The organism is Vasconcelosia minhoensis LEGE 07310 (assembly GCF_015207255.1).
GTDB classification, from domain to species: domain Bacteria; phylum Cyanobacteriota; class Cyanobacteriia; order Phormidesmidales; family Phormidesmidaceae; genus Vasconcelosia; species Vasconcelosia minhoensis.
This window is the reverse complement of sequence record NZ_JADEXG010000001.1, coordinates 1-24,674: the sequence shown is the minus strand read 5'-3', so window position 1 is coordinate 24,674 and position 24,674 is coordinate 1. Positions and strand designations below refer to the sequence as shown.

25 protein-coding genes and 1 pseudogene are annotated in these 24,674 nt (G+C 53.2%); 12 read left to right on the top strand and 14 right to left on the bottom strand.

The window, feature by feature from the left end; genetic code table 11:
* Window positions 1-84 precede the first annotated feature (84 nt).
* From IQ241_RS00135 to IQ241_RS00115, 5 genes are all read right to left on the bottom strand, one after another.
* Window positions 85-339, bottom strand: a complete 255-nt coding sequence (locus IQ241_RS00135) for an EAL domain-containing protein (protein ID WP_193904384.1) — start codon at window positions 337-339, stop codon at window positions 85-87.
* Window positions 339-1,466 carry an aldo/keto reductase gene (locus IQ241_RS00130; protein WP_193904383.1) on the bottom strand — a complete coding sequence of 376 codons (1,128 nt, stop codon included), beginning with the start codon at window positions 1,464-1,466 and terminating at the stop codon, window positions 339-341. Before IQ241_RS00130 ends, IQ241_RS00135 begins: the two co-directional genes overlap by 1 nt.
* A 42-nt stretch (window positions 1,467-1,508) precedes the next feature.
* On the bottom strand, window positions 1,509-2,030 hold the full coding sequence (locus IQ241_RS00125) for a nuclear transport factor 2 family protein (protein WP_228021232.1): 522 nt from the start codon (window positions 2,028-2,030) through the stop codon (window positions 1,509-1,511).
* A gap of 63 nt (window positions 2,031-2,093) precedes the next feature.
* Window positions 2,094-2,537, bottom strand: a complete 444-nt coding sequence (locus IQ241_RS00120; RefSeq protein ID WP_193904382.1) for an SDR family oxidoreductase — start codon at window positions 2,535-2,537, stop codon at window positions 2,094-2,096.
* A 60-nt stretch (window positions 2,538-2,597) separates the two neighbouring features.
* The gene (locus IQ241_RS00115) at window positions 2,598-3,443 is read right to left on the bottom strand and encodes an AraC family transcriptional regulator (RefSeq protein ID WP_193904381.1); all 846 of its coding nucleotides are present in this window, start codon (window positions 3,441-3,443) and stop codon (window positions 2,598-2,600) included.
* Window positions 3,444-3,498: 55 nt separating this feature from the next.
* On the opposite strand from IQ241_RS00115, the gene IQ241_RS00110 reads away from it, so the two are divergent.
* On the top strand, window positions 3,499-4,284 hold the full coding sequence (locus tag IQ241_RS00110; protein ID WP_193904380.1) for a hypothetical protein: 786 nt from the start codon (window positions 3,499-3,501) through the stop codon (window positions 4,282-4,284).
* On the top strand, window positions 4,285-4,761 hold the full coding sequence (locus IQ241_RS00105; RefSeq protein ID WP_193904379.1) for a type II toxin-antitoxin system VapC family toxin: 477 nt from the start codon (window positions 4,285-4,287) through the stop codon (window positions 4,759-4,761). It begins immediately after the preceding gene.
* A gap of 11 nt (window positions 4,762-4,772) precedes the next feature.
* On the opposite strand, the gene IQ241_RS00100 is transcribed toward IQ241_RS00105, so the two are convergent.
* From IQ241_RS00100 to IQ241_RS00075, 5 genes are all read right to left on the bottom strand, one after another.
* Window positions 4,773-5,270: a GNAT family N-acetyltransferase gene (locus IQ241_RS00100; protein WP_193904378.1), complete on the bottom strand. Its 498-nt coding sequence runs from the start codon at window positions 5,268-5,270 to the stop codon at window positions 4,773-4,775.
* Window positions 5,271-5,517: 247 nt separating this feature from the next.
* Window positions 5,518-5,934: an AraC family ligand binding domain-containing protein gene (locus tag IQ241_RS00090; protein WP_193904377.1), complete on the bottom strand. Its 417-nt coding sequence runs from the start codon at window positions 5,932-5,934 to the stop codon at window positions 5,518-5,520.
* An 18-nt stretch (window positions 5,935-5,952) separates the two neighbouring features.
* On the bottom strand, window positions 5,953-6,192 hold the full coding sequence (locus IQ241_RS00085; RefSeq protein WP_228021231.1) for a DUF1816 domain-containing protein: 240 nt from the start codon (window positions 6,190-6,192) through the stop codon (window positions 5,953-5,955).
* A 320-nt stretch (window positions 6,193-6,512) separates the two neighbouring features.
* Window positions 6,513-7,148 carry a sulfite exporter TauE/SafE family protein gene (locus IQ241_RS00080; protein WP_193904375.1) on the bottom strand — a complete coding sequence of 212 codons (636 nt, stop codon included), beginning with the start codon at window positions 7,146-7,148 and terminating at the stop codon, window positions 6,513-6,515.
* Window positions 7,138-8,184, bottom strand: a complete 1,047-nt coding sequence (locus tag IQ241_RS00075; protein ID WP_228021230.1) for a DUF3179 domain-containing protein — start codon at window positions 8,182-8,184, stop codon at window positions 7,138-7,140. The genes IQ241_RS00080 and IQ241_RS00075 overlap by 11 nt, the downstream gene beginning before the upstream one ends.
* A 339-nt stretch (window positions 8,185-8,523) precedes the next feature.
* On the opposite strand from IQ241_RS00075, the gene IQ241_RS00070 reads away from it, so the two are divergent.
* The 10 genes from IQ241_RS00070 (at window position 8,524) to IQ241_RS00025 (ending at window position 18,847) form a co-directional block, all read left to right on the top strand.
* Window positions 8,524-10,197: an alpha-glucosidase gene (locus tag IQ241_RS00070; RefSeq protein ID WP_193904374.1), complete on the top strand. Its 1,674-nt coding sequence runs from the start codon at window positions 8,524-8,526 to the stop codon at window positions 10,195-10,197.
* A 90-nt stretch (window positions 10,198-10,287) separates the two neighbouring features.
* Window positions 10,288-10,662, top strand: a complete 375-nt coding sequence (locus IQ241_RS00065; protein ID WP_193904373.1) for a DUF4342 domain-containing protein — start codon at window positions 10,288-10,290, stop codon at window positions 10,660-10,662.
* A gap of 41 nt (window positions 10,663-10,703) precedes the next feature.
* Entirely contained in the window at window positions 10,704-11,648 is a 945-nt protein-coding gene (locus IQ241_RS00060; RefSeq protein ID WP_193904372.1) for a M23 family metallopeptidase, read from the top strand.
* Window positions 11,649-11,773: 125 nt separating this feature from the next.
* Window positions 11,774-12,004 (top strand): DUF4327 family protein, encoded by a 231-nt coding sequence (locus tag IQ241_RS00055; RefSeq protein ID WP_193904371.1) that lies wholly within the window; start codon window positions 11,774-11,776, stop codon window positions 12,002-12,004.
* A gap of 778 nt (window positions 12,005-12,782) precedes the next feature.
* Window positions 12,783-13,043, top strand: coding sequence for a hypothetical protein (locus IQ241_RS00050; protein ID WP_193904370.1), 261 nt, complete (start codon window positions 12,783-12,785; stop codon window positions 13,041-13,043).
* Window positions 13,044-13,179: 136 nt separating this feature from the next.
* The gene (locus IQ241_RS00045) at window positions 13,180-13,659 is read left to right on the top strand and encodes a GNAT family N-acetyltransferase (RefSeq protein ID WP_193904369.1); all 480 of its coding nucleotides are present in this window, start codon (window positions 13,180-13,182) and stop codon (window positions 13,657-13,659) included.
* A 249-nt stretch (window positions 13,660-13,908) separates the two neighbouring features.
* Window positions 13,909-15,030, top strand: coding sequence for a TRAP transporter substrate-binding protein (locus IQ241_RS00040; protein WP_193904368.1), 1,122 nt, complete (start codon window positions 13,909-13,911; stop codon window positions 15,028-15,030).
* Between the two features lie 3 nt (window positions 15,031-15,033).
* Window positions 15,034-15,657 (top strand): TRAP transporter small permease subunit, encoded by a 624-nt coding sequence (locus tag IQ241_RS00035; protein WP_193904367.1) that lies wholly within the window; start codon window positions 15,034-15,036, stop codon window positions 15,655-15,657.
* Window positions 15,657-16,991 (top strand): TRAP transporter large permease, encoded by a 1,335-nt coding sequence (locus IQ241_RS00030; RefSeq protein ID WP_193904366.1) that lies wholly within the window; start codon window positions 15,657-15,659, stop codon window positions 16,989-16,991. The genes IQ241_RS00035 and IQ241_RS00030 overlap by 1 nt, the downstream gene beginning before the upstream one ends.
* Window positions 16,992-17,494: 503 nt before the next feature.
* A complete protein-coding gene (locus IQ241_RS00025) occupies window positions 17,495-18,847 on the top strand; it encodes a DUF3500 domain-containing protein (RefSeq protein WP_228021229.1) in 1,353 nt (450 codons plus the stop codon).
* A 111-nt stretch (window positions 18,848-18,958) separates the two neighbouring features.
* Here IQ241_RS00025 and ppsA read toward each other — a convergent pair whose 3' ends face one another.
* From ppsA to IQ241_RS00005, 4 genes and pseudogenes are all read right to left on the bottom strand, one after another.
* Window positions 18,959-21,343 (bottom strand): phosphoenolpyruvate synthase, encoded by a 2,385-nt coding sequence (gene ppsA / locus IQ241_RS00020; RefSeq protein ID WP_193904364.1) that lies wholly within the window; start codon window positions 21,341-21,343, stop codon window positions 18,959-18,961.
* Window positions 21,344-21,390: 47 nt separating this feature from the next.
* On the bottom strand, window positions 21,391-21,741 hold the full coding sequence (locus IQ241_RS00015; protein ID WP_193904363.1) for a hypothetical protein: 351 nt from the start codon (window positions 21,739-21,741) through the stop codon (window positions 21,391-21,393).
* Window positions 21,742-21,897: 156 nt separating this feature from the next.
* Window positions 21,898-22,575, bottom strand: a pseudogene (locus IQ241_RS26250) (Uma2 family endonuclease).
* Between the two features lie 419 nt (window positions 22,576-22,994).
* On the bottom strand, window positions 22,995-24,071 hold the full coding sequence (locus tag IQ241_RS00005; protein WP_193904362.1) for a hypothetical protein: 1,077 nt from the start codon (window positions 24,069-24,071) through the stop codon (window positions 22,995-22,997).
* Window positions 24,072-24,674 lie beyond the last annotated feature (603 nt).

Here is a 24,674-nt window from a genome sequence, read left to right as displayed (position 1 = left end):
AAAAAAATATATCATTGATAAAAGTCAAATTCTAGGGCGCTAGCGAAGGGGCGAGCATAACCTTCGACCTAAGCACCCCTAACGCTAGCTGAGGAAAAATGGAGCCGGTTTGGCGACGCCATAGCCCTGGACGGAGTCCACACCTAACGTCTGGAGCTGCGCTCCGACTGCGTCATCTTCTAGCCACTCTGCAATGACATGAATATTCATAGCCTGCCCAATTTTACAGATTGAGCCCACGATGGCATAGTTGATGGGATCATTGAGCTTATTGATAAAGCTGCCATCAATCTTGATATAGTCTACGGGCAGCTGACTGAGATACGCAAAGGAAGACATTAGCCGGAAGAAACTCCATGGGCGCCTGTCACCCCAGCTCCAGCCCCCTCAATTCGGATGGGCTGGTGATAGCTGGCAGGCTTATCCCCTACGGTTGCCCCACCGTTGATCATGCCCTGTAGGCTATCGTCGAAAAAGGTATAGGGAAACCGCGCTTCGGGCTGGCTGACCTGGTCTAAACGCTGCTGTAGCTCGGCGGGAATTTCAAATTCTAAAGCGCCGAGATTGTCTTTGAGCTGGTGGAGCTTAGTGGCTCCGATGATGACTGAAGCAACGACGGGGCGATTCACGACCCAGTTGAGCGCAACCTGAGCCATAGAGCGGCTGAGTTCCTGGGCAACCTGCTCCAGCTCAGCGACGATCGCCCAGTTCTTCTCCGTAAATTTGTCAAAAGCCGGGTTGCCGCTATCAGCCAGCATCGATAGACGCCCAGTCCCTTCTGTGCCATTTTCAGAAGGCTTATATTTACCCGACAGCAGGCCGCTAGCCAGCGGCGACCAGACCATAATACTCGTGCCCAGCGCCTTGGCCAGAGCCGCATACTCAAACTCAATATTGCGCTCTGCTAAGGAATATTCCAGCTGCACGGTGCTGATCGGTTCTAGATGTCTTTCTTGGCACAGAGTTTGAGCCTGAGCGACATACCAAGCGGGCGTATCTGACAGAGCAACATAGCGCACTTTGCCCGAGCTTACCAGGCTATCGAGCGTGCTGACGACCTCCGCCGCCGGGGTCACCTGGTCCCAGGTATGCAGCATATAAACGTCGATGTAGTCCGTACCCAGCCGCTCTAGAGAGCCTTCCACCGCTCGGAGGATGTTTTTACGTCCGTTGCCTCCCGCGTTGGGATTGCCCGGCTCAGCGTTGTAGCTAAATTTAGTGCTGATGACGACGCGATCGCGACTTCCACTCTCTTTCACAAACTGACCCAGCATCCGCTCACTGTTACCGTTGGTATACATATCAGCGGTATCAATGAAGTTACCTCCGGCTTCCAGATAGGTGTCAAATATCTGGCGAGCATTGGCGGCATCTGCGCCCCAGCCCCAGTCATCGCCAAAGGTCATCGTGCCCAGCGCCAAGCGGCTGACTTTGAGACCTGTATTTCCCAGGGTGTAATAGTCCATAAATTCGCTGCTCCTTTAGCTTCTGCTGTTTTGGATATTCTTCTACTGTGCTAGCCGTTCGGGTAAAGGCTTGAGAGGATAGACCCGCCAGAAAAAATCATCCGCCTGGTGCTGATCGCTCAGAAAATTTTGCGCCTCTACAATCTTGCCATTCTCAATTTTGAACATCAGGGTGAACAATTGATCGACCTGAGCGCCGCCATCCTCAACGTTACTCCAGCCGCGATGGATATCTACCACGTAGTCGCCCTGAGACTGAAAGAAGATCGGGTCTGCTTGGAAGTTTCCCTTGTCCAGCTGAGTAAAAAAAGCAGCAACCTCATCGGGTCCCTGCTTCTCCCCAGCCAAGGGATGATGGCCAGGAATTCGCCAGACGATATCAGGTGCAAAGAAGCTTTTGATTTTTTCAAGATCGCCTTCCGCATAGGCCGCGTAGTAGTCTTGAATCACCTGAATATTGGCTTGTTCCTGGCTGATGTCAGATTCGCTGGCCAGTCCCGTTTGTCCTAACGTCAAAAACGAGATACACAGCGCGGCTAGCCCAAGCATTAAAAGTTTTTTCATCGCGATAGATCCAGTTTTTTGAGGTCTATAAGTTCAGGTGGCTAACACCTTTTCTAGCCTGATCTACTTTGTCAAATAGCCGCCGGTTGCGTCTAAATCCATGCCTGTGATGCAGCTGGCCTGGTCAGAGCAGAGGAACATGACGCTTCTGGCGATCTCTTCGGGCATGACAATTCGCCTGATCGGATATTCCTGAGAAACCGTTTCAAAGTCCGTATTCCAAGCCTCTAAAGCGCGTCGGAGCATGGGGGTATCGACGGCACCTGGCGCGATCGCAAAGTGTACGGCGGCTCCCTCAGCGGCAAAGGCTCGGGCAGTGGCTTCACCAATCCCCGATGTGGCTCCGGTAATCAGGACGACTTTGCCTGCGAAGCACCCATCGGGATTGACGCTAGCCTGAGGCTCAGGCGGATTTTGAGTATTGGCCCGAGCCGATTGTGCCGCTGCCAACCCTGCGGCTCCCAGCGCCCCAACCGTAAGTATCTGACGGCGACTGACTGCTGACATGTATCTCACCCCTTCAACACTGACGATCAGCTCAGCATAGGGTAGAAGCCTGAGAAGCGTCTAGGAAATTATTGCTAATCTGCTGACATATCTGGCGGGCGTCACCCCGACCTGCCGCTTGAACTGCCCGCCAAAGTGGCTCTGGTCGTAGAAGCCGGTCGCTGTGGCCACCGTAGCAATCGGCAAGCCCTGGAGCAAAAGCTTTTTGGCCTGGGCAATGCGGAGCTGAGTTTGGTAGGCGCTGACAGATACGCCGACTTTTCTATGAAAAACACGGCAGAAATGGAAGCGGCTTAGACCCGCGATCGCGGCTAGCTCTTCTAGCGAAACATCGCTGGCGTAGTGAGCATGTAGATAGTCACGGGCTAATTCCACAGCGCCATGGGCGGGCGGAGAGGAAGAGACGGCAGCACGGTCTGAGGCGTAGTGCCGAATCAGATGGGAAAGGAATTCCCAAAGCGCGACATTCTGTTCCAGTTTGGAATTTTGCCAATCCGCCGCCGCTAGGGCCAGAAACAGCCGATTCAACTTTGCGTCAGTGAAAAATGCCGCGGGAAAGAAGGGCAGCGCCGCAGATTTTTCAGTCATTTCAGCCAAAACGGTCTGTAGCCAACCGGGATGAATGTGCATCATGGCAAAATGAGCTGGGTTTGGGAGGGACGTGCGATCGCTCGGCGCATGCACTTCCCCCGAATGAATGACGCTCAGGCTCCCAGTCGGAATCGCATGTCGCGTCCCTCGATAGCGATACTCGCCCTGACAGTCAAAACTCAGCCCAAATTGATACTCCTCGTGGGCATGTTTTGGCAACGGCTCCACGGCACCCGCCCCATAGGCATATCGCTCTAGCAAAATGCCGTTCGATGCCCAGGCGGTAATAGAAACTTGAGCTGCCTTGTGTTCCATAAATACGTTAGAACTATATAATACTTTTATACCTATAAGGTGGTGAGATCGCTGCATGGCTCACGATACAACTGTCGAAATACTGCTGACTGGTGAGGGAATGTCACCAGGCAAAATCCGCTCCAAGGAAGTTGCGGAATTGATTGAATCCGTAGAGGAGATGATAGCTTCTATGGTGCTTCGCGATCACCCAGATCTAAAAAAAGAACGTATCGTCATAGGCTTACAGAACATTCATCAAGGTAGTATTGGCCTAGAGTTCTGTCCAAATTTGCCAGAACTAACTTTGCCTGCGACCCTTCGCATTACCCAATCAATTGCCGAGAATGACTTCAGCGCATTGCCAATCAGCACGATCAGCTCTTTGAGAAAGCTCTCTACCTTTACGCGGCGGCACCAGTGCAACGCTGAGTTTTTCACTCAAAATGGCAAACTAGAATCGCTAGCCGTTCTTACCCCGGAAACTAAAATACCTGATAGCTATCCGCTGTCTGGAGAAACAACTATACATGGAGAAATAACGCGCGTTGGCGGAGCCGAACCCAGAGTCCAGTTTAAAACTTTAGACAACAAGACTATTTATTGCAGTATTAGCAAGCCCATGGCTAAGAAGGCAGGTACAAAACTCTATACCAAGGTAGAGTTGCACGGCACTGCAGAATGGAATTCTGAAACACATGAGGTTGAGAACTTTCACATCAATGACATTTCTGACTATGAAGAGGCTTTACCAACGGTAGCCTTTCAAGAATTGGCCGAGCTGGTTGGTGATTCTTTTGACAAGATTAACGATGTAGATCAATTTATCTCCGAGATACGCTATGGACGCTCGGAGGCGTAGATGAAGTTGGTCTGTTTTGATACACATATCATTATCTGGGGTATCAGAGGGGAAGCGACCGCTGGCCAGGAAAATAATATTGAGAAAGCTAAATACCTAATCAATAAATGTGAGAAGGACGGTGTCAAGATTATGGTACTGTCTGTAGTTGTTGCAGAAATTTTATGTGCTTTAGAGCCTAGACTGCATAGCAATGTCAGCGAATTGATGCACCGCCGGTTTGTCGTTCCACCTTTTGATACGCAGGCCGCGCTTCGCTTTGCAGAGCTATGGAGAAATAAAAAGCGAATCCAGGAAAACGGAATATCGAGATCAGAAATGAAAGCCGATTTTATGATTGCTGCCACAGCACTTGCCAGAGGCGCAGATTGCATTTACAGCGAAGATATAGGTCTCAGAAGGTTCGCTCAGGATTACATTGACGTGAGACCTCTGCCTAATGTTGAAAGGCAAATGTCGCTCGAAGATGTTGAGTAAAGTAGCTGCGTCTAGTCAGCAAGCCATTGAGTTCCTGCACAGACCATAACTACGAATCTTTCTTTGCTACCGATCTTGACAAATTGATCGACTTGCTCAAATCCTAGCTGCTTCCATACTTGCTGCGCTCGCTGGTTGAACGCTGCTATCGTTACCCGCAGCACCTGTGCCCCGTGCTGACAAACTCCATACCTTGCTATCGCTTGAGCATAATGCTTTCCGCGGCCCAGTCCCACCAAATCGGGTCTTATTCCCATCCCAATGTCGAGAGCTTCAGTGCTGTAGTCTCCGCCCGGCACTTGACCATCTATCCCAAAAGAGCAATAGCCTTCTAGCGCTCCATGTAGGTTCAAGATTGCATAGAAGGCGTTGTTTGGGTCAAGTAGATAGAGCAAGTCTCCTTTTGTATTGTTGACATCAAAATTGTAACAGTCATAGGGAGACGGGTAGCGCCAGCAAAGGATTGCTAGCGCCTGTTCACTCTCAAGGGGCCGAAATATCAAACTCACCTTATTCCTTCCGCAAAGCCGCTTAAGGTTTTATAACAGACCAAGATATCTCAAGCAGTATATCTGGCGTTAGCACCTGCGGCGATATCTACAGTAATGCCCGTGATGTATTGAGCCGCTGGTGAGGCGAGAAAAATGACGATTCCAGCGATGTCTTCGGGTTCTAGCAGTCCTACCGGTAGCTGGTGGTAGTTAGCTATCAGCCATTCGTCAGCTTCTGATCTAGCTTCCTCAGTCTGTGGCCCGCCTAGTTCCGTTCTGTCAAAAACGCCTGAAGCCGCTCATCTTGCTCTAGCCGTGAGGCTTTTCCCTGGGACGCCTGATGAAATCTCAGATATAGAGAGGCTAGCGCATCATCCAAAATGATTAAGCTGGTAAAGAAAGGCAGGCTGCTCTGCCCAAACGCATCGGCAAAGACCTGACTGACAGCCCGAGGTTCAGCATACATCATGCGAAATATAGCAGGCGTCTGGCGATCTCCGATATCCCGCCCCGTCCCAGAATGCATCTCGCCAGGATGAATAATGCTTAGGCTACCGGCAGGCACAAAATGAACTGACTTGCGGTAGTCATATTCGCTGGGATAGTCGCAGGCCAGCGCGACAGCCCGTGTTATTTTAGCCAAATGCGCTGACGAGTCTAGCTTTCGAGCACCTGCTTCCATCTTGCGACGCCTTAGAATTTAACCGTTGTTATCGATAGTTAACATCTGGGGTTGAATTTGTTTGATCTCAGTTGTAATGTTCTGAGCGCTTTCCTGAACCAGATCGTCAATGTAGCCTTCCTGCAATAGCAGGGCTTCACTATCGCTGTCGAAGGGGCCAAAGAAATAGGTACAGGCAGGCACCTGGGTTTGAATCTCAACCCACCAGTGCTGCTGCTGGTCTACGGTCGTCAGAGAACGAAAACTGGTAGATTCCATAGGGCTATTAATCCGTAAAGCTAACGAGTGAGCGTAGTGGTATCTGTTGGCAGGCGAGGCGTACATACGCCCCTGACTAAAGGTTCCCAACGACGTTGGGTTATGAACCTCGATAGGCTAATGACCTAGCTAACTTTCATAGTGACTAAGCCAGCTGAGCCGACTTCTGACCTGACTGGATTGAGTGCTTTCACCGCCTGAATTAGCCACAGTAGACCGAGGAAAGTCATCGGCAGCTGTCGGACGTAGAGGCAGATAGCTGCCTGAGGCCGGTTTCCTTGGCCTCGGTGCTCTGATACTGGCGTGAGTTTCTCAGGCGATCAACTTTGCAGCAAGATTTCCCCAAGTACAGTCGTGCCCACGAGAATGAATAAAATTCCCATGCTGCGCTCTAGCACCCTTTGCGGCAGGCGACTGGCGACCATCGAGCCCAGCTGCGCCCCAATCAGGACACCGGGGGCGGTAAAGATGACCAGGCTCAGAACCGTTGCCAGCGTTTCGCCGCCCACCTGGGCAAACTGCACAACGTGACCGATGGATGCGACCAGGGCCGTAATCGCGACGATGAATACGCTGGTGGCGACAGCCACCTTGCTCGGAACCCGGCAGCGCTGAATTAAGAAATAGCCGTTGAGCTCGCCTAAGCCGGTGGAAACCATACCGATAAATAGCGCTCCAATGCCCGACAGCAGACGGCCCTCGGTCCGGTTGGCGACCGTGTAGCAGAAGGTTTCTCCTGCGGTTGAGGTGATGCAGGTCTGGGGGTCCTTAGCCTGGTGGGCCTGGATACCTTTGTCTGCTGTCGCCAGGTCATCTGGCTCGGGAGAGCGCAAAAAACGGGTCGCGATCGCAAACAGCCCGACGCCTAAGACGCCCTTCAGCACGTCGCTGGGAAGTAAAAAAAGCGCGGCAATCAGCACCGAAATCGGAAACATAAACCAGTACTCAAGGCTCATCGGCTCTCCCCAATCCTTCATCTCCCGTAAAAAATGCCGGGTAGACAAAGGCGAAGGCGGTGGTGCTCGGGACCACAGTCCCGTCCGCTGCTTCTACCACAACCGTAGACAGGGCCGGATCCCAGCGGGCTAGAATGGTTTGCCCGGCGAGCTGTACTTCCTGGCTGCCAATCTGCGCCAGTGCTTCGTGGGCAAACGAGTGGCTATCGCCTGAAAACTGATTGTGGGGGGTTTGATCATTAGCCTCCCACACGTAGCTGACAATCGCTTTGGGATGGCGTTCCCGCTGCTCCTGATTACGAACAGGGAAGAGAATTTGGTCGTTGGTATAGTAAGTCCCGTAGGGATAGCCCTGGTAGTCCCGGCTGTAGCCGGTACGAGTAGACAGAATCTGGCTGTCGGGGTATTGGGCGAGCCATTCACCCAGGGACGTTTTTACCGCAGGCACCCGATCTAGTATTTGGTTCACCTTAGGACCGACGACTCCAGTAGCCCAAGGCTGGGCATACAGCGTATCGTCCGCCCGGTCATACATGACCAGGCAGCTCTGATAGAGCTTACCCGATACCCCAAAGGTGGTCTCGCCCCGTTCAAAGGCCACAATCGTATCGCAGAGGGGACAGTAAGATACGGTGATGGGAACCCCGCCCACGCTGTCGTTGACGATTTCATGCCAGTTCATCACGTTAAAGGGATAGGCCTTCGCTTCGCCATTGATCACAACGCCAATGACGGTCTCCTCTGCCTGAAACGGCGTTGCCTCAGCCGCATCGAACTGAGGATCGTCAATACTGGGTATACCATCCTTAGGCGGTCCGCCATTGAGGAGCTGATCTAAATCAATGCGGCTGTTGTCTTCCGGTACAACGTTTTGCTGACGCAGATCGCCCAGTTCCCGACTCTGATCGTGGAAAATCTGGGTCAGAGAGAAATACCTGAGCTTAAAGTTTTCCCATCCTCCCGCCTGCGCAATGGCAGCAGTCGCTAACAGTGTGGTAGCCGCCAGCGCTCCAATGGTCATCTTTCTCATATTCATAGCGATTGTCTTTAACAAACACAGCTCACCCGGTTGAGTCCTGCTTAGTACAGCGAGAACCTTGCCTGACAACGGGTTGCAGTTGTATCTTCTAAATTACTTTGACTTGCTGCTACCCAGGTTAAGCCGCCATAAGAAAATGCTGAGAATTGAGCAACTCATCAACGGCTTGGGTGCCTCTACTCGCAATAACTTTTTCTCTATCCTCTAAAAGGAGAATTAGAGCATAACAAATTTTTATGCTCTCCTTAGCCTCTCCTTAGCCTCTTCTCAGGAACTTCGGACCAGATTCTATCGGTTAGATGATAGGTTAAGAGAATGTCTGTATGAGGAGCAAAAATGTCGTTCCGAGCGCCTAGCTGGTGGAAGCATAGCGTGATCTATCAGATTTATCCCCTTACGTTTGCCGATGGCAACGGAGATGGGCTGGGCGATCTACAAGGAATTATTCAGCGGCTGGACTACCTGAATGATGGTAATCCCCAGAGTCAGACGGCATTAGGCGTTGACGCGATCTGGCTCTCACCGATTTATCAATCTCCGATGATCGACAACGGCTACGACGTGAGCGACTACTATGATATTTGCCCCACCTTTGGCACCCTGGAGGATTTTGAAACCCTGCTGGAGGCCGCCCACCAGCGTCATATCAAAGTCATTCTAGACCTGGTTGTCAACCATACCTCCAATCAGCACGAGTGGTTTTTGGAGTCAAGCAGCGGCCAGGATCATCCGAAAAGTGACTGGTATCTATGGCTCGATCCGGCCCCGGACGGAGGGCCGCCGAACAACTGGCTGTCTTATTTTGGTGGCTCTGGCTGGGCCTTCCATGAAACCCGGCAGCAGTATTACTACTGCTCCTTCAACGCCAACCAGCCCGACCTCAACTGGCACAGCTCCGATGTCAGAGCCGCGATTTACGCCATGATGCGCTTCTGGCTAGACAAAGGGGTCGATGGTTTCCGCCTAGATGCCTCTAGCGTCTACAGTAAAGATGAGCTATTTCGAAACAATCCGGTCAAGTTTGAAGCGACCGATCGCAATGACTACAACAACCAGTACCATCTCTACAACAAAAATCTGCCTGAAAACCACCGCATCATTCAGGAGATGCGTGCAGTGGTCGAATCATACGATGAGCGGGTGATCATTGGCGAAACCTTCATTGACAGCCGCCTGTATGATTCTACAATCTTCTACGGGGCCGAAGGAAATGAGCTCCACCTTCCCCTCACCTTTGAATTTGCCTTTAGCCCCTGGTATCCCGGCTATCTTCAGCGGGAAATCGAGAAGAAGGAGATTGTCACGCCCCCAGGCGAATGGCCTGCCTACTTTCTCGACAACCACGACATTCCCCGGCACCTGTCCCGGTGGATCGAATGCAGCCTCTGTATCGACTCAACCGCGATCGCGAAAGCAGCAGCGGCCCTGCTGCTGACGGTACGTGGGACCCCCATCCTCTACTACGGCGCAGAGTTGGGCATGGTCAACCACGAAGACATTCCCCCAGAGCAGGCTAGAGACCAGGCCGTGCTAAACGTGGACGGCGAATCCCTGCCCTCCCGCGATGGCGCCCGTACCCCCATGCAGTGGGATGCTTCCCCCCAAGCCGGTTTTAGCTTTGGTAAAGCTATTCAGCCCTGGCTGCCGGTCAACCCTAACTACATGACCCTCAACGTCAAGGCTCAGATCGATCAAAAAAATTCGATTTTAACCTTCTATCGTCAGCTGCTCCGGCTGAGGAAAGAGCATGAGGCCCTCCGCCAAGGCTGCTGGCGCAGTCTGATTCACTATCCCTATGAGCATTTAGCCTATCTGCGAGAGACCGATAGTGAGACCGTCCTGATCGTGATCAATTTTTCCTACGACAAAGACCTGGTCACCGACCAGCCAATTGAGCCCAAACGCTGGCAGGTCTTACTGTCAACGACGGACATAGCGCCCGGCCAGGTGATTGCCTTACCCAAGCGGCTAGCGCCTTTCGAAGTCTCTATCTTGAAAGCAGTCCAATAGCTGGTGCTCTGCGCTGGAGACAGCTTCAGCCTTCATAACTTCCTCATAAGTACCCTGTAGCCTAGAGGAGTAGCCCGCTTAGAAACCGCTATGGATACGAACCTTGAACAACCTACGGGTGCAGCGGCAGTCGATGGATCTGAGATCGCGCCTACTGAGCCCCCAGTAGACCCCAATCAAAAAGTGACCGTAGAGGAATTTAAAATTTCCGGTGATTCGCTCGTCGCCATGGTCAAAGATCTGATTCACCAGGGTAATATTCGCCGCATCATTATCAAAAACGAAGAGGGTCGCACGCTGATCGAGATTCCCCTCACGGTCGGGGTGATTGGCGGCGCGATCGGCACCGCCGTTTTTCCAGTCGTCGCCGCTGCGGGCGTGATTGGGGCCATGGTCGCTCATCTCACCGTTGTGATTGAGCGTCAGGGGCCGGATGCGTCAGGTGATCAAGACTCAGGCTCATAGCCGAGGCCGGGTTTCCGATTGTCTGAGAAATCGCATGAGCCATGGACAGTTCAATTCTCATCACCCAGGGTTTGATTCCCTTCAGCCTGCTGCTCTGGCAGGCCTATTCCCGCTCCCAAAGCCTGCTGGGCTGGCTGCTCAAAACGCTGATGGTGGCTGGATACCTGGGCGCGGTTACCCTAATTGGCCTTTGGGCCGTGCTGCTACCCTGGTGGACGCCCTACTTTTACTGGGCGGTCTGGGGCGTGCTGGCGATATTGACCCTGCTCGACGCTCGACGCCAGAGCCGCTGGCCCAAACGCAATGCCTGGATACTGAGCCGAGTGTTCGGATGCGGCCTGCTGACCGGACTATTTTGGGCCGTGACGCTGCAAGCGGCCCTGGGCTATCGGCTTCCCGCCGCCGCTCCTATTTCGCTGACGTTTCCGCTCAAAAATGGCACCTACTACGTGGCTAATGGCGGCAGCAATCTGCTAGTGAATGCCCATCTCGAAACGCTAGCGGCGGCCAAGGCCCGCGACTATCGAGGCCAGAGCTACGGCATAGACCTCACCAAGCTAAATCCGTTCGGCGTCCGCAGCCCCGGGATTTTGCCGAAGGATTTAATTAACTATGAGATTTATGGCCAGGCCGTCTATGCGCCCTGCGGCGGCAGTGTGATTGCGACGGCCAATGATTTACCCGACCTGATTCCCCCCCAGGCTGACTCGGTCCATCGAGAAGGTAACCATGTGCTGCTGCGCTGTGAAACCGCCGATGTGCTGCTGGCTCACCTACAGCAGAGCAGCGTTAAGGTCGCCCCTGGGCAGCCGGTAACAGTGGGACAGCCGCTGGGAAACGTCGGCAATTCTGGCAGTACGTCTGAACCCCATCTGCATATCCACGCGCAACGCCCCGGCAGTGCCGCCGCCCCCCTAGACGGCGATCCGCTACCAATTCTGTTTGGCGATCGCTATCTGGTGCGCAACGCCCGGATGACAGCCTAAACGGCGAGTAGGCGGGGAAACGGTATTTATCTATACCATTTCTTCATGATTTCCTCACTATTGCTGCCTATCTTGAGGGTTAGAGAGCAGTAACTCTCCCGCGCTATCATCGTTCAGGCCGCACTATGATCACCACGCCGTACGAGCAACTCTACTCCCTCGATATGCTTCGCGATGAAGCCTATGAGCTAGTTCAGCAGGGACTCATCGATCGCCAGCAGCCGCTCTATGCTCTATGCCGCTACATCACCGGGCGAGAGTGGGAATGCGTAGAGCTAAACCTGGCAGAACATGAGTTTCTACTGCGCGATCGCGTCATCGATTTACTCAGCCAGGAACGGTGGCAAGAAGATTAGAGAGACTCTGGATGCTGAACCCAGATCTAGTCCCCTATGCTAAGACGCCTTCGAGCATTGTTTTCTTCCTAGCCAGACCGACTCGTTGTTAATAGCCAAGGTCAGATGGAGCAGAAGAATGAATGGGGGGTGCGATCGCAACACAGCCCCGTCAGACTTGAGGAAGAGAAGTCTTAGTAGGGAGCTTCATTGCGCGTCAGCTCATGCCATGCTGCCTGGACCCGTTTGGCCAGTTTCTGTTAGCTTACGAGGGCAGCACTGTGCAACTGCTCAAACTCTGCCCTGTGTGGCTACTAGACTTCTAGCTCTATAGTATTCTGCCCTTTATAAAGACGCAGTTCGGTTCCCTAGAAGTTTTCAGTCGTGATTGCAGGCTAATTTCTTGCCCCCCGGAGCTACCCCTTCCCAATCGCAACTGGCCAGTGAAAGAAGTCAGCCGTTTTCGCTCGCGGTCATGCAGGAGGAAAAGGTTCCAGCCTTTGATATGCGGTCGTTCTAGCTAGCAATCGCAATCTCCTCGAACGACCGTATAGGGCTGGACTAATTTTTATTTCGCGCCCGTCGATTATGTCGTACCAGATCGACGAGGAGACAGCGCGATCGCACTTTTGAGACCCAGTTTAGGCCAAGAGCGAGCCTGCACTACAGCATAAACCTCAGGTAACAGGTTTGCTAGCCATCAGAAAAGAAATTTCACCATCTCTGGAACTTCCCGATTGGTCTTTAGGGTAGTGGGTATCGAAGCAATCGAAATCCCTATCACTTAAGGAGACCCATCATGAAACGCTATTTCTTTACCGCTGTTGCCCTGACCATTGCCGCTGCTGGCACCATCCCGGCTGCCAACGCTGCTGAATTTGAGTCTGACAGCCTCCAGCAGCGCCGTTATGAAGTGCTAGACCGGGGCGGATCGAAATCTATTGCTATCCTGGAGAATTCTACGAAGGATCAGCAGGTTTCTTCTGCTGATGAAATCTCCGAGGATGCAACCTTTATTGACCTGATTCGGCACAACCGGGACAGCCGTGGCAGCAAATAGGCGAGGCGCGATCGCACCAGTAGGGACATTGCCAATGTCCTTACTGGTGCACCTAAACCATCAGACTGAGCCAGCCTAGCTGTAGGGACCGATGATGGTATATGACTGAAGTTAATCAATCAGGATTCATACAAGCATGCGGATTCAACCTTACGCGGCTGAGCAGCTGGATGCCGTCATTCGGCTTTCGCTTCGAGCTTGGGAGCCAGTCTTTGATTCGCTTCAGAAAGCGATGAACGCCGATGTCTATCAGACCTTCTATCCCGATAGCTGGCGGGCAAGCCAGCAAAAGGCTGTCGAAGATGTTTGCGCGGCGGCAGACACAAAGGTATGGGTTGCTGTTGATGCAGATTCTGCCGTGGGCTTTATAGCCGTGAAACAACACTCGGATGACAGTATGGGTGAAATCTACATGGTTGCAGTCGATCCAGACTTTCAAGGACGCGGCATTGGCAGCGAGCTGATAGCGTTTGCTTTGGCTTGGCTGAAAGAGGCTGGAATGTCGATTGCGATGGTGGAGACCGGAGCCGATCCCGGTCATGCCCCGGCCCGTCACACCTATGAAAAAGTAGGCTTCGAGCTGTTCCCAGTGGCTAGATATTTCAAGAAACTCTAAATCCAGATATTGGTCTAAGGGTTTACTTTGTCCTGTAGCCAGTCGCGATCGCGACAGAACAATACTGATCACAGAACTCACCTTACACTTTTACACTTTGGGCATTCAACATTTAGAGAGCGCTTAATTTTATTCAAAAACTGGAGATTATTGGTTCTTAACATTTGACGGCTTGACAGGGCGGCTCAAGTGCCTGATCAATAATTTCATAGGTATCAGCCAATACAAATCCTCTCTTTAAAGGCCGCTATGAAACGTCGTCATCTCATCAACTATCTGGCAGCCGGCACAGGCACTGCGCTTGGTCTCACTGCCTGTGGCGATGGTTCCCCATCCACGGTCGCCCAAGGTGGAGGCGATTCGGCTTCACTGCCGACCGTTTCCTGGCGGATGGCGACGAGCTGGCCGCAGGCGCTCGATACCATCTACGGCGGGGCCCAAACGGTCAGCGATCGGGTCAGCGAAATGACCAGCGGACGCTTTAGCATCGAGCCCTACGCCGCCGGCGAAATCGTGCCGGGGCTGGAAGTCCTGGACGCGGTGCAGGCTGGGACCGTCGAATGTGGCCATACCGCCAGCTACTACTACGTCGGCAAGAACCCGGCCCTGGCCTTTGGCACCACCGTTCCCTTTGGCCTCAACGCCCAGCAGCAAAACGCCTGGCTTTACCACGGCGGCGGCCTGGAAGCAATGCACAAGCTCTATTCAGACTTTGGCGTGATTAACTTTCCAGCAGGCAATACCGGCGTCCAGATGGGAGGCTGGTTCAAGCGTCAGGTCAATTCGGTGTCTGACCTGCAAGGGCTCAAAATGCGCATTCCTGGCTTAGGCGGTGAAGTGATGGCGGCGCTGGGGGTGAATGTGCAGGTGCTGCCGGGCGGGGAGATCTTTCTGGCGCTGGATCGCAATGCCATTGACGCGGCTGAGTTTGTCGGCCCCTACGATGACGAAAAGCTGGGGCTGGCCGATGCGGCTGACTATTATTACTACCCGGGCTGGTGGGAACCCGGGGCTACGCTAGAGCTACAGGTCAACCTACAAGCCTGGGACAGCCTGCCGACCGAGTACCAGGAAGTGCTCAAAACGGCGGCTTTTGAATCCAATTTGAATATGCTATCAAAGTATGATTCGCTCAACGGGGCGGCGCTGAAGCGGCTGGTGGATAAAGGGGTACAGCTCACCCCCTACAGCGACGAAATTATGAAAGCGGCGGAGCAAGCCTCCTTTGAAATTTACGAAGCCAACGCTAGCCGCGATGCCACCTTCAAGGAAATCTACGATCAGTGGACCGCGTTCCGCGAAAACGTCTATGGCTGGAATCGGATCAACGAGCTGAGCTTCAATCGATTTGTGAATCAAGGTAACGCATAGCCGGTGAATCAGCTGCTCACCCTTTCGCGCTGGATCGACCGCATCAATTCGGCCATTGGCTGGCTAGCAGGCTGGCTGGTGCTGGTGATGATCGGGGTCGGCTGCTGGAATGTGATTGGCCGCTACGTTGGGCAGGCCGTGGGCCAAAATCTCAGCTCCAATGCCCTAATTGAGACCCAGTGGTATCTGTTCAGCGTGGTGTTTCTGATGGGGGCAGCCTATACGCTGCGGCGCAATGATCATGTGCGAGTAGACATATTTCAGTCGGGCTGGAGCGGCAGGCGCAGGGCGCTGGCCGACCTGGTGGGAACGCTGTTATTTTTGCTGCCCTTTTGTGCGCTGGTGCTGGTCTTTTCCTGGAAGTGGGTGCTGGCCTCCTGGCGCATTTCAGAACTGTCGCCCGACCCGGGCGGGCTGCCGCGCTATCCGATTAAGTCCCTAATTCTAATCAGCTTTATAGCCCTGATTGGCCAGGGTATTTCAGAAGCGATTAAGAATTTAGCCATTTTAACGGGGCATCGCCCGGCTCATCCACCCGCCAGTCCGCCTGCAAGTTTACCTGAAACCGGGCCTGAAACCGGGCCTGAAACCCGGACCGATCGCGAACCGCCGGGAGGCCGCCCCTGATGGCCGAATGGCTCGGACCGGGCATGTTTGTCGGGGCGCTGCTGCTGCTGTCGCTGGGCTATCCGGTGGCGTTTTCCCTGGGTGGCGTTGCAGTGTTGTTTGGCCTGATTGGCATATCGCTGGACCTTTTTGACCCGGTATTTCTCACCGCGATGCCGCAGCGGATTTTCGGCATCATGAACAACTTCACGCTGCTGGCCATTCCCTACTTCATCTTTATGGGGGCGATGCTAGAGAAATCGGGCATTGCTGAAAACCTGCTGGAGACGATGGGTCAGGTGTTTGGTCGGCTGCGGGGCGGACTCGCGATCGCGGTTATCGTTGTCGGTGCCCTACTAGCGGCCACCACCGGCGTCGTCGCCGCTACCGTCGTCACCATGGGCCTGATCTCGCTGCCCACCATGCTGCGCTACGGCTATAGCAAGGACCTGTCGGCAGGCGTGATTGCCGCCTCGGGTACGCTAGGGCAGATCATTCCGCCCAGTATTGTGCTGGTTGTGCTGGCCGACCAGCTGGGAATTTCCGTCGGCGATCTGTTTATCGGCTCCCTGATTCCCGGACTGCTGATGGCGCTGGCGTTTATTGCCCACGTTGCGGTCATTGCTGTGATTCGTCCCGAACTGGTGCCGCCGCTGCCGGTGGAGCTGCTGCGGGTCAAAGGGCGCAGCCTATTGCTCAAAGTAGTGCAGGTGATGATACCGCCGCTGGTGCTGATTTTATTGGTGCTGGGCAGTATCTTTTTTGGCATCGCGACGCCGACTGAGGCAGGCGCGCTGGGAGCGCTGGGGGCGCTGCTGCTGGCGCTAATCAACCGTCAGCTGAGCTGGAGAGGGCTATGGGAGGTCTGCGACAGTACCCTGAGAACCACCAGCATGGTCACGTTTATCCTGATCGGCTCGACCGCCTTTAGCCTGGTCTTTCGCGGGCTCAGGGGCGATCGCTTTATTTTTGATGCGCTCACCCAGCTGCCGGGCGGTCAGGTTGGGTTTCTGCTGGTCAGCATGCTGACCATTTTTCTGCTGGGATTTTTTATTGACTTTTTTGAGATTGCCTTTATTGTCGTTCCCCTATTTGCGCCCATTGCCGAGCAGCTGTATGGCCTCAGCGGCCTGGTATGGTATGGCGTAATTGTGGGGGCCAATATGCAAACCTCATTCCTAACGCCGCCCTTTGGCTTTGCCCTGTTTTACCTACGCGGGGTAGCCCCGCCAGAAGTCACAACGGGCAATATCTATCGGGGCGTCCTGCCGTTTATCGCTTTGCAGCTGATCGTGCTGGTGTTGATTATCGCCTTTCCAGGGCTGGTAAATTACCTACCATCGCTCAGCAATTAAGTGTTCTCTGCCGAGCCAAACTACCCATGCTGTAATTATTACTATTGCTTTATCTAGATCTTTAATTTCTCAGCTGGAGACGCACAATTTCAGGTATATACTTGTAAGTATTCAGCTGGCTGCTCGTTTCCTTAAATGACAGCCTACAAGCCGGATTAACTTTTGTTTTTCTTCTCATAGATTAAGCGCAAACTGTTATAAACGAAACAAAGGTTAATCGATAGATTGACTCAATTAGTGAGTATCTCTGCGTGCGTTTCCCAAGCCCCGCAATCCTGGAAATTGCAAGGGAAAACTTGATATTTCAGATTGCGTTTTAAGTAGCCATGCTTAAGTAGGTCAACATCATGGGTTCAAGAAAGTCAAACAGGTTGTCTGTCTACGTGTGCCCTCAAGCCCTCAATACTGGGGGCTTTTAATCCAGCAGCAAACCAATGCATATTTATCGCTATTAGTTTGCTGATGACTCAATCATTGAATAAATCAGGAAGTTAGCCTCAACTATGAAATTCTCGCTTTTCTCGCCTTTACAAACATCTCTGTACTTAGCCGTTTCGCTTTTAGCGGTAGGAACTATCCGTTATGCAGACCGGTTTAATCATCATAATGAGTCAAATTACCAAAGTCACTCCCATCAGACAGACACTCAAAGCTATTTCCAAAATTCTCTCAATGTTTTTGATCCAGGACTATCTCAATCATCTCAATCCATTGAATCAGTTCGCTATCGAGAAGTAGTCGCAGCGACCCAGGACTTCTTGGCCTTGCTAGACGAAGAGCAGCGGACAGCGATTACCTTGTCCTTCGACAATCCCTATCGAACCCGAGGCTTTTGCTATGTGCTCGCCCGGTGCAAAGACGACTATGTCGGTCTACGGATGTCGCAACTCAGCCCCATCCAAAAAATTGCGCTGAACAATGTGTTAATGAAAAGTCTCAGCAGCGCAGGGTATTCAAGGGCTATTCAAACGATGAACAACGAAGGGCTGATTGGAGAAATGGAAAATGCCCATCGGGCTAATCCTGAGAAATATCAGGTCGTCGGCAGTCCTTTGGTGCCCGAGTGGACCCCACCCCCTTATCGCGATGGATCTGAGTATTTCGTCGCTATTTTTGGAGAACCTGACGCCGCTGACAGTCGCCTGTTGGCCGAGCCATGGGGAATTCGATTTGAAGGACATCACCTCAGCTTCAATCTTACTTTCGATGGCAAAGGGGCTCAGCCGCTGGTTAGCGCAATGCCTATGTTTTTTGGATCAAGTCCAATGATCGTGCCTGCAAGTCCATCGCCTGAGGAAGGAGAGTATCGCCAGTGGCAAGCCCAGGAAGGGCAGCAAATGCTCCATCGAGAAGCCTGGCTAGCCCGTTCATTTTTGCAGGCTTTAGACGCGCAAGCGATGGAACAAGGGGCCTGGTCAAGGCTACCCGATGTGGTATTAGCAGGTGGAGCCGATGTTCCTTTAGATGCGGCCAGCTACCTAGAAGGTGAGAAGCCAGGCATCCCAGTGGCTGAGCTGAGTCCCATACAGCAAAGGCTCCTTTGGGATTATGCCTATGAGTTTTTGGAGCTACAGCCCAATCATGAAGTGGATGAGGAAGCCTTAAAGCAGTCACTAGCTGAATCTCGCGTCTGGTGGTTTGGCGATCGCGATGATGAGCATGGCGAACTCTATATTCGTGTTCAAAGCGACCGCTATTTGATTGAGCTCCTTCAGTCCAATACTTTTGGGGTGGTGAGTAGCGAGGTCGAAGCAAATCACGTACATGCTTCTTTCCGGGATTTAGAGAGCGACTGGGATCATGATTCCTTGGGGGACCATTTAAGCCAGCATCATGCTTCGTTGGTAACGCCTTAGCCGTCTGATACAAGATATCCAAATTTAGCCCAGACATAGATTTGGGCTAAATTTGGGTAGACAAACGCAGCCTGTCAGACAGGCTATGAGGGCGAGTGATATTGCGCTGGTCTAGCCTTCCTGCTCGGCGACTCGCCGCTTCACCTGGACGACGCTGTCCGGATTGAGTGAGATTGAGTCGATGCCCGCTTCCACCAAGAACTGAGCAAACTCGGGATAGTCGCTAGGGGCCTGGCCGCAGATGCCTACCTTGCGCCCGGCGGCGTGGGCCTTTTCAATCACCTGCCGAATTGCGGTCTTCACCGCCTCATCCTGTTCATCAAACAGGTCGGCCAGCTCCGCCGAATCGCGGTCAACGCCCAAGATCAGCTGGGTCAGGTCGTTGCTGCCGATGGAAAAGCCGTCGAAGCGTTCGGCGAACTGGTCTGCCAGCAATACGTTGGCTGGAATCTCACACATGACGTAGATCTGTAGGTTGTTTTTACCCCGTTCTAACCCCTGCTCAGCCAGAATCTTCAGCACCTTGTCGGCTTCATCTAAGCGGCGGCAGAAGGGCACCATGATGACAATATTATCGAAGCCCATTTCCTCTCGTACCCGCTTCAGGGCCTGGCATTCCAGCGCAAACCCGGCCCGATAGCGATCGCTGTAGTAGCGGGCCGCGCCGCGAAAGCCCAGCATTGGGTTAGATTCCTTCGGCTCAAAGGCGTGGCCGCCAATCAGGTCGGCATATTCATTGGTTTTGAAGTCACTGAGCCGCACGATCACCGGATGGGGAAATTGGGACGCGGCGATTTTGCCAATCCCCTGGGAGAGCCGGTCGATAAAGTACTCACATTTATCGTCATAGCCCTGGGTCATGTCGCGAATCGTCTGCCAGGCGTCGCGATCTTCTAGCTCGTCATAGTGGACCAGGGCCATTGGGTGAATTTTGATCAGATTATTGATAATAAACTCCATCCGGGCCAGGCCAATCCCCTTAGCCGGGAGCTGCCACCCGTTAAAGGCCGCCGCCGGGCTGGCGATATTCATCATAATCTGGGTGCGGGTTTCAGGAATATCGTTGAGATCGACGTCAATCGACTCAAAGTCCAGTCGGCCTGCATAGAGCTGGCCCTGGTCGCCTTCAGCACAGGAGAGGGTCACCTCTTGCCCAGAGGACAGCCGCCGGGTGGCGTCGCCGGTGCCGACGACAGCGGGAATGCCCAGCTCGCGGCTAACAATGGCGGCGTGACAGGTGCGACCGCCGTAGTCAGTGACAATGCCTGCGACTTTCTTCATCACCGGCACCCAGTCGGGGTCGGTCATCTCGGTGACTAAAATGCTGCCCGCTTCCACTTTATCGATGTCTTTGGGATGGAGCACCCGGCAGACTTTCCCAACCGCGATCGCGCTGCCAATGCTCAACCCGGTCAGCAGCAGTGGCCCCGATTCCTTCAGCTTATAGGTTTTTAACAGACCGCCGGACTGCTGCGACTGCACCGTCTCCGGCCGGGCCTGGACGATAAACAGCTCGCCGCTATCGCCATCTTTAGCCCATTCCATATCCATCGGGCCGCCGTAGTGGCGCTCAATCAGCACCGCCCAGCGGGCCAGCTGCAAAATCTCATCGTCGTCCAGCACAAACGCCTGGCGCTCTTTGCCGCTGGTGCCGATGGTCGCCACGGTCGTCTTGGTGCCCTCACTGGAGTAGACCATCTTTTTGGCTTTCGAGCCTTTCTTTTTCTCGATGATTGGCCGAAACTGCCCCGACTGGAGCAGCGGCTTAAAGATGGTGAACTGGTCCGGCGTGACGCTGCCCTGGACAACGGTTTCACCCAGCCCCCAGGCCCCGGTGAGCAGCACCGCATCGGGGAAGCCGGTCTCGGTATCGATGGAAAACATCACCCCGGCACAGGCCCGGTCAGACCGCACCATTTTTTGCACGCCGACTGAAAGCGCGATCGCCCTGTGGTCAAAGCCCTTTTCCTGCCGGTAGCTGATGGCCCGATTGGTAAACAGGGAGGCAAAGCACTTGCGGCAGGCTTCCAACAGCTCGGCCTCGCCGCTGATGTTGAGAAAGGTCTCCTGCTGACCGGCAAAGCTAGCGTCTGGCAAATCTTCCGCCGTGGCGCTGCTGCGCACCGCTACGTCTACCTCATCCCGACCGTAGCGCTGGCTCAGCTCGCGATAGGCCTGCCGAATGGCGTTAGATAGCTCCTCTGAGAAGTCCGCTGTCTTGATCAGTCGGCGAATCGCCTTACCCGTGGCTTCTAGCGACTGTTTGCCCTGTTCCAGCGCAGACATCTGAGCCTGGATCTCTGCCGCCAGCTGATTGGTCTCAATAAAGGCCCGATAGGCGCTGGCCGTGGTCGCAAACCCCTCAGGTACCCGCACACCTTCCTGCTGGAGGGCCGTCGTCAGCTCTCCCAGCGAAGCATTTTTACCGCCGACGCGCTCCACATCCCGATGGGTGAGTCTGTCCAGCCAGATCACATAGTCAGCATTACTATCCATCCCAAGTCATCCTCTGCTGCAGTAACAGGTTAGCGCGATCTCATCTATCACTCATCCTTCTCCAGCCGATACAATCGCAGGCTGGGATACTCCGGTACAAGCCGCCAGTCGTAGCCTGCCGGTGGAGTCACTGACGGGCGATCGCCGCAGCGATAGAGGAAAATCGGCTGCTTGCGTTGTAGACCATCTTTAACCCTGGCGTCCAAATCCGCGATCGCAATCTCCGGGTTGTCCCAAATCAGATGTGCCATGGCGCCATAATCCGTGGCTCGCAAGCCCAGCCATTCGATCACTGCTCGAATTTGCGCCCTGGAAACGCCGCAGGTTTGCTGGCCTTTGCTACGGATAACCAGCCGGTCTGGTCTAAAAGAAAAGAATGCTCGGAGGCGTTTCAGCATGGCGAACTTGCTCTGATTTCAGCTTCCAGAGTTCCCAAATCTGAGGCCAAATCTGAGGTCAGAGCTGGAAACAGTCCGTCGCTAAATGAAGAAACTGAGATCAGGGTTCGCCCTCCAATAATAGTGGATAAAGTGAATGAGCATCAAGTAAATCGCTTAAAGCTGACTGGGATCAATCCCCAGTTCGCGAAGCCTGGCATAGGCGCGATCGCGTTCGTGCTGTACCTGGTACGCTCCTGCTGGGTCTGGTTGCGCTCCTCAATTTAGTCTCCGGGTTCTTTAAATCGTTCGCCATTGGGATGAAGCACCATTAGGTCATTCTCGAACAGTTCAAACCGAATGTTTAATATCGGCGAAACCCACGGGAAGTTAAGCGGGGTAATCAGGGAAAAACCTTGCGTCTGACGGTCACGCACATATCCCCAGAAATCATGGGAGTCTGGGTCATAAAAGAACATCTCTAGAACCCCGTACTGCCGATAGAATGCCTGCTTTGCTAGCGTTTCTCTGGCACTATTGCTAGGTGAAAGAATCTCAAAAACAACCTGCGGGGCAATGTCGGCTTCCTCCCATTGTTTATAGCTGCCACGGTCCCCATACGGACGCCCTAGCACGACCATCACATCTGGCGCTTGCGCAGGCACAGATGGAACCTCAACTTTGACGGTGTACCAGAGCAAATCCCCTGCGAGAAAAAGCAGTTTGATCTTTTAAGAGCTGCTTGAGATTAGTTACCAGACGGACAATCCAACGATACTGGACGGTATTGTCAGCCATGGGTTTACCGTCGGAGTCTGGATACAAAACCTGGGGGATGGGAGGCGTTTGAACCATGGGTGCTGCCTTACGGTTGATGGGTCTATTTTACTGAATCGAGGGGCATTAGGGTTGATTTCTAAGAGCTGTATTAGACGGCAAGAGGGTCAGCTCTCTACCTTTGACAGTGGCTTTGACGGTCGCTTTGACGGTCGCTTGGGTGCGGTCATTCACCCCTAGCTTGCTGTAGATATTACGAGCCTGCCATTTGTCCACTGCAAGGCTGACGAATAACTGAGCTGCGATCGCTTGTGCAAATTGGGACGAAGTAAACCCCACCCATACCCCTGCGACCAGCAGTCAGGGACGGGACTGGATCAGCTTCACAGGAAATTCTGCTAGAGCATAGCACAAAATAATACCTCTCTAGGTGTGTCTTATCGACGCCCGAGGGTCTAAAGGTGAAGCAGCTTTGGCCTGCTTGAGCCTAGCGGGTGTCAGCAGTCATTGGCATCTCGATCTTCGTAAAGCACTCTACGTATAGCGGCTACCAACCCCGGTTGTCGATCTGAGTAATCATAGATTAGCTCATAATAGTGAAGCCACGATTTGAGTCTTTCGCCGCGAAACAGAGGCTTTCGATAAAGCACCATTGCCGCTTCCAAACAAGACATCTCTTCATCACTTTCGTCCAGCTTATCGGGTCCGAGTCGGGCGATGATCACTGCGCCAAGGGGAGGAAACACGTCTTCTTGAAAACCCCAATAGCCCCTAGCAAAGTCAGCCGCGTAAATCAGTCTGCAATCTAGATCTTCCAGAAGCCACTGATAAACCGCCTCGTCTAATCCTGAGATCCCACTATTTCCTAAGGCGCAGCCGGTGAAGAAGGCATTATCACTTTGTCTCCGCTTGTGAGCCAGGTCGGTCAGCCACAATAAAAACAGCTGCTTAACCTGCTCTGGGTCAGCTCTCCTTAATTGCGGCAGGTCTTTATCGTAGAGGTGGTCAAACATTTGCGAAGTCATTTCAAGAGTAGTCACAGGAGGTTGCGCCTCTGCTTCGCCCAGCACAATCTGTAGCCACTTCAGTAGCCCAAGTTGGTTCCCAATCGCCCGGAGTTCTCGTTCGTAGCTTTCTAGCAACCTTTTTAGGTTCTCGCTTTGAAATCCAGGTCGGAATTCAGGGTTAAGCCGATAAAGCGAAATCGCCGCCTTCAAACATTCAAACTCATCACTTTGGAGCCGTGGGGAAGGTTTCTCGAGTCGCGCGATAATCTGTTCGGCAAGGGGAGGAAAGACCTCTTTTTGAGACGCCCAGTACTCCCCTGCGAAGCTGGCTGCGGACTCAAGCCTCTGTTCCGGGTCTTCCTGGCACCATTCAAAGACCGCTTTGTCCAATCCCCGGACTTCGATTCCGACCTGTACTAAGCCGGCGACGGCGTAATTAACTCTGTCTGGTCTGGCGACTTCGGTCAGCCACGACAAAAAAAGGCTCGTCACTTGCCTAGGACTGGCTCCCTTTAGGGTTGCAAGTGTCGTCAAAGACAGTTGGTCAAAGACTTTAGGATCCATCATTGCGCTACCTTTCTAGGCTGAAAAGCATAAAGTAAATCTTGCAAGATTGCAAAAAAACTCCAGTTCCCAAGCGGCAATGGAATGGCAAAACCAAGCTGAAGAGAAAAACATCAGCTGGTTTCATTATGGAGCCATATCAGCGACTGGAGCAAATTGTTGTATAAATTTATATCTCGCCTTCAGCCCAAAGACCAGCTTCGAGTGGTTTGTGTTGCCGCTATGGGGATGCTAGTGACGACACAACAGCCAGTGAGGTAGCCACTGCCGTTTTGGATGATACTTGCGGAAACCTGATACAGCTTTATCAGGTTTAAGTCGAAAAATCTGGAATCAGGCTAATGACTAACGGCACGATTGATCCATTCAGTATCAGCTCTACCTACGTTGTGCTTGGCGACAACGGGGAAGCCATCCCCATTGCAGTGAGCGATCGCGTCCCCATCAAAATCAGAACGCGCGATCGCACCCCCCAAACAAAAAGCCCTCCCCAGGCGGGAAGAGCTTTTCGCCTTCACTTATTCAGACCTCGCGGCGAGGCCCACGCTAAGCCTAGGCGTTGATAGCAGGAGCCGTCAGGGCAACCGGCGCAGACTCAGCCGCAGC

Bases quoted from the DNA above. Each gene is read 5' to 3' on its own strand.
- IQ241_RS00135 (WP_193904384.1), bottom strand. From the start codon at position 339: ATGTCTTCCTTTGCGTATCTCAGTCAGCTGCCCGTAGACTATATCAAG.
- IQ241_RS00130 (WP_193904383.1), bottom strand. From the start codon at position 1,466: ATGGACTATTACACCCTGGGAAATACAGGTCTCAAAGTCAGCCGCTTG.
- IQ241_RS00125 (WP_228021232.1), bottom strand. From the start codon at position 2,030: ATGAAAAAACTTTTAATGCTTGGGCTAGCCGCGCTGTGTATCTCGTTT.
- IQ241_RS00120 (WP_193904382.1), bottom strand. From the start codon at position 2,537: ATGTCAGCAGTCAGTCGCCGTCAGATACTTACGGTTGGGGCGCTGGGA.
- IQ241_RS00115 (WP_193904381.1), bottom strand. From the start codon at position 3,443: ATGGAACACAAGGCAGCTCAAGTTTCTATTACCGCCTGGGCATCGAAC.
- IQ241_RS00110 (WP_193904380.1), top strand. From the start codon at position 3,499: ATGGCTCACGATACAACTGTCGAAATACTGCTGACTGGTGAGGGAATG.
- IQ241_RS00105 (WP_193904379.1), top strand. From the start codon at position 4,285: ATGAAGTTGGTCTGTTTTGATACACATATCATTATCTGGGGTATCAGA.
- IQ241_RS00090 (WP_193904377.1), bottom strand. From the start codon at position 5,934: ATGGAAGCAGGTGCTCGAAAGCTAGACTCGTCAGCGCATTTGGCTAAA.
- IQ241_RS00085 (WP_228021231.1), bottom strand. From the start codon at position 6,192: ATGGAATCTACCAGTTTTCGTTCTCTGACGACCGTAGACCAGCAGCAG.
- IQ241_RS00080 (WP_193904375.1), bottom strand. From the start codon at position 7,148: ATGAGCCTTGAGTACTGGTTTATGTTTCCGATTTCGGTGCTGATTGCC.
- IQ241_RS00075 (WP_228021230.1), bottom strand. From the start codon at position 8,184: ATGAATATGAGAAAGATGACCATTGGAGCGCTGGCGGCTACCACACTG.
- IQ241_RS00070 (WP_193904374.1), top strand. From the start codon at position 8,524: ATGTCGTTCCGAGCGCCTAGCTGGTGGAAGCATAGCGTGATCTATCAG.
- IQ241_RS00065 (WP_193904373.1), top strand. From the start codon at position 10,288: ATGGATACGAACCTTGAACAACCTACGGGTGCAGCGGCAGTCGATGGA.
- IQ241_RS00060 (WP_193904372.1), top strand. From the start codon at position 10,704: ATGGACAGTTCAATTCTCATCACCCAGGGTTTGATTCCCTTCAGCCTG.
- IQ241_RS00055 (WP_193904371.1), top strand. From the start codon at position 11,774: ATGATCACCACGCCGTACGAGCAACTCTACTCCCTCGATATGCTTCGC.
- IQ241_RS00050 (WP_193904370.1), top strand. From the start codon at position 12,783: ATGAAACGCTATTTCTTTACCGCTGTTGCCCTGACCATTGCCGCTGCT.
- IQ241_RS00045 (WP_193904369.1), top strand. From the start codon at position 13,180: ATGCGGATTCAACCTTACGCGGCTGAGCAGCTGGATGCCGTCATTCGG.
- IQ241_RS00040 (WP_193904368.1), top strand. From the start codon at position 13,909: ATGAAACGTCGTCATCTCATCAACTATCTGGCAGCCGGCACAGGCACT.
- IQ241_RS00030 (WP_193904366.1), top strand. From the start codon at position 15,657: ATGGCCGAATGGCTCGGACCGGGCATGTTTGTCGGGGCGCTGCTGCTG.
- IQ241_RS00025 (WP_228021229.1), top strand. From the start codon at position 17,495: ATGAAATTCTCGCTTTTCTCGCCTTTACAAACATCTCTGTACTTAGCC.
- ppsA (WP_193904364.1), bottom strand. From the start codon at position 21,343: ATGGATAGTAATGCTGACTATGTGATCTGGCTGGACAGACTCACCCAT.
- IQ241_RS00015 (WP_193904363.1), bottom strand. From the start codon at position 21,741: ATGCTGAAACGCCTCCGAGCATTCTTTTCTTTTAGACCAGACCGGCTG.
- IQ241_RS00005 (WP_193904362.1), bottom strand. From the start codon at position 24,071: ATGATGGATCCTAAAGTCTTTGACCAACTGTCTTTGACGACACTTGCA.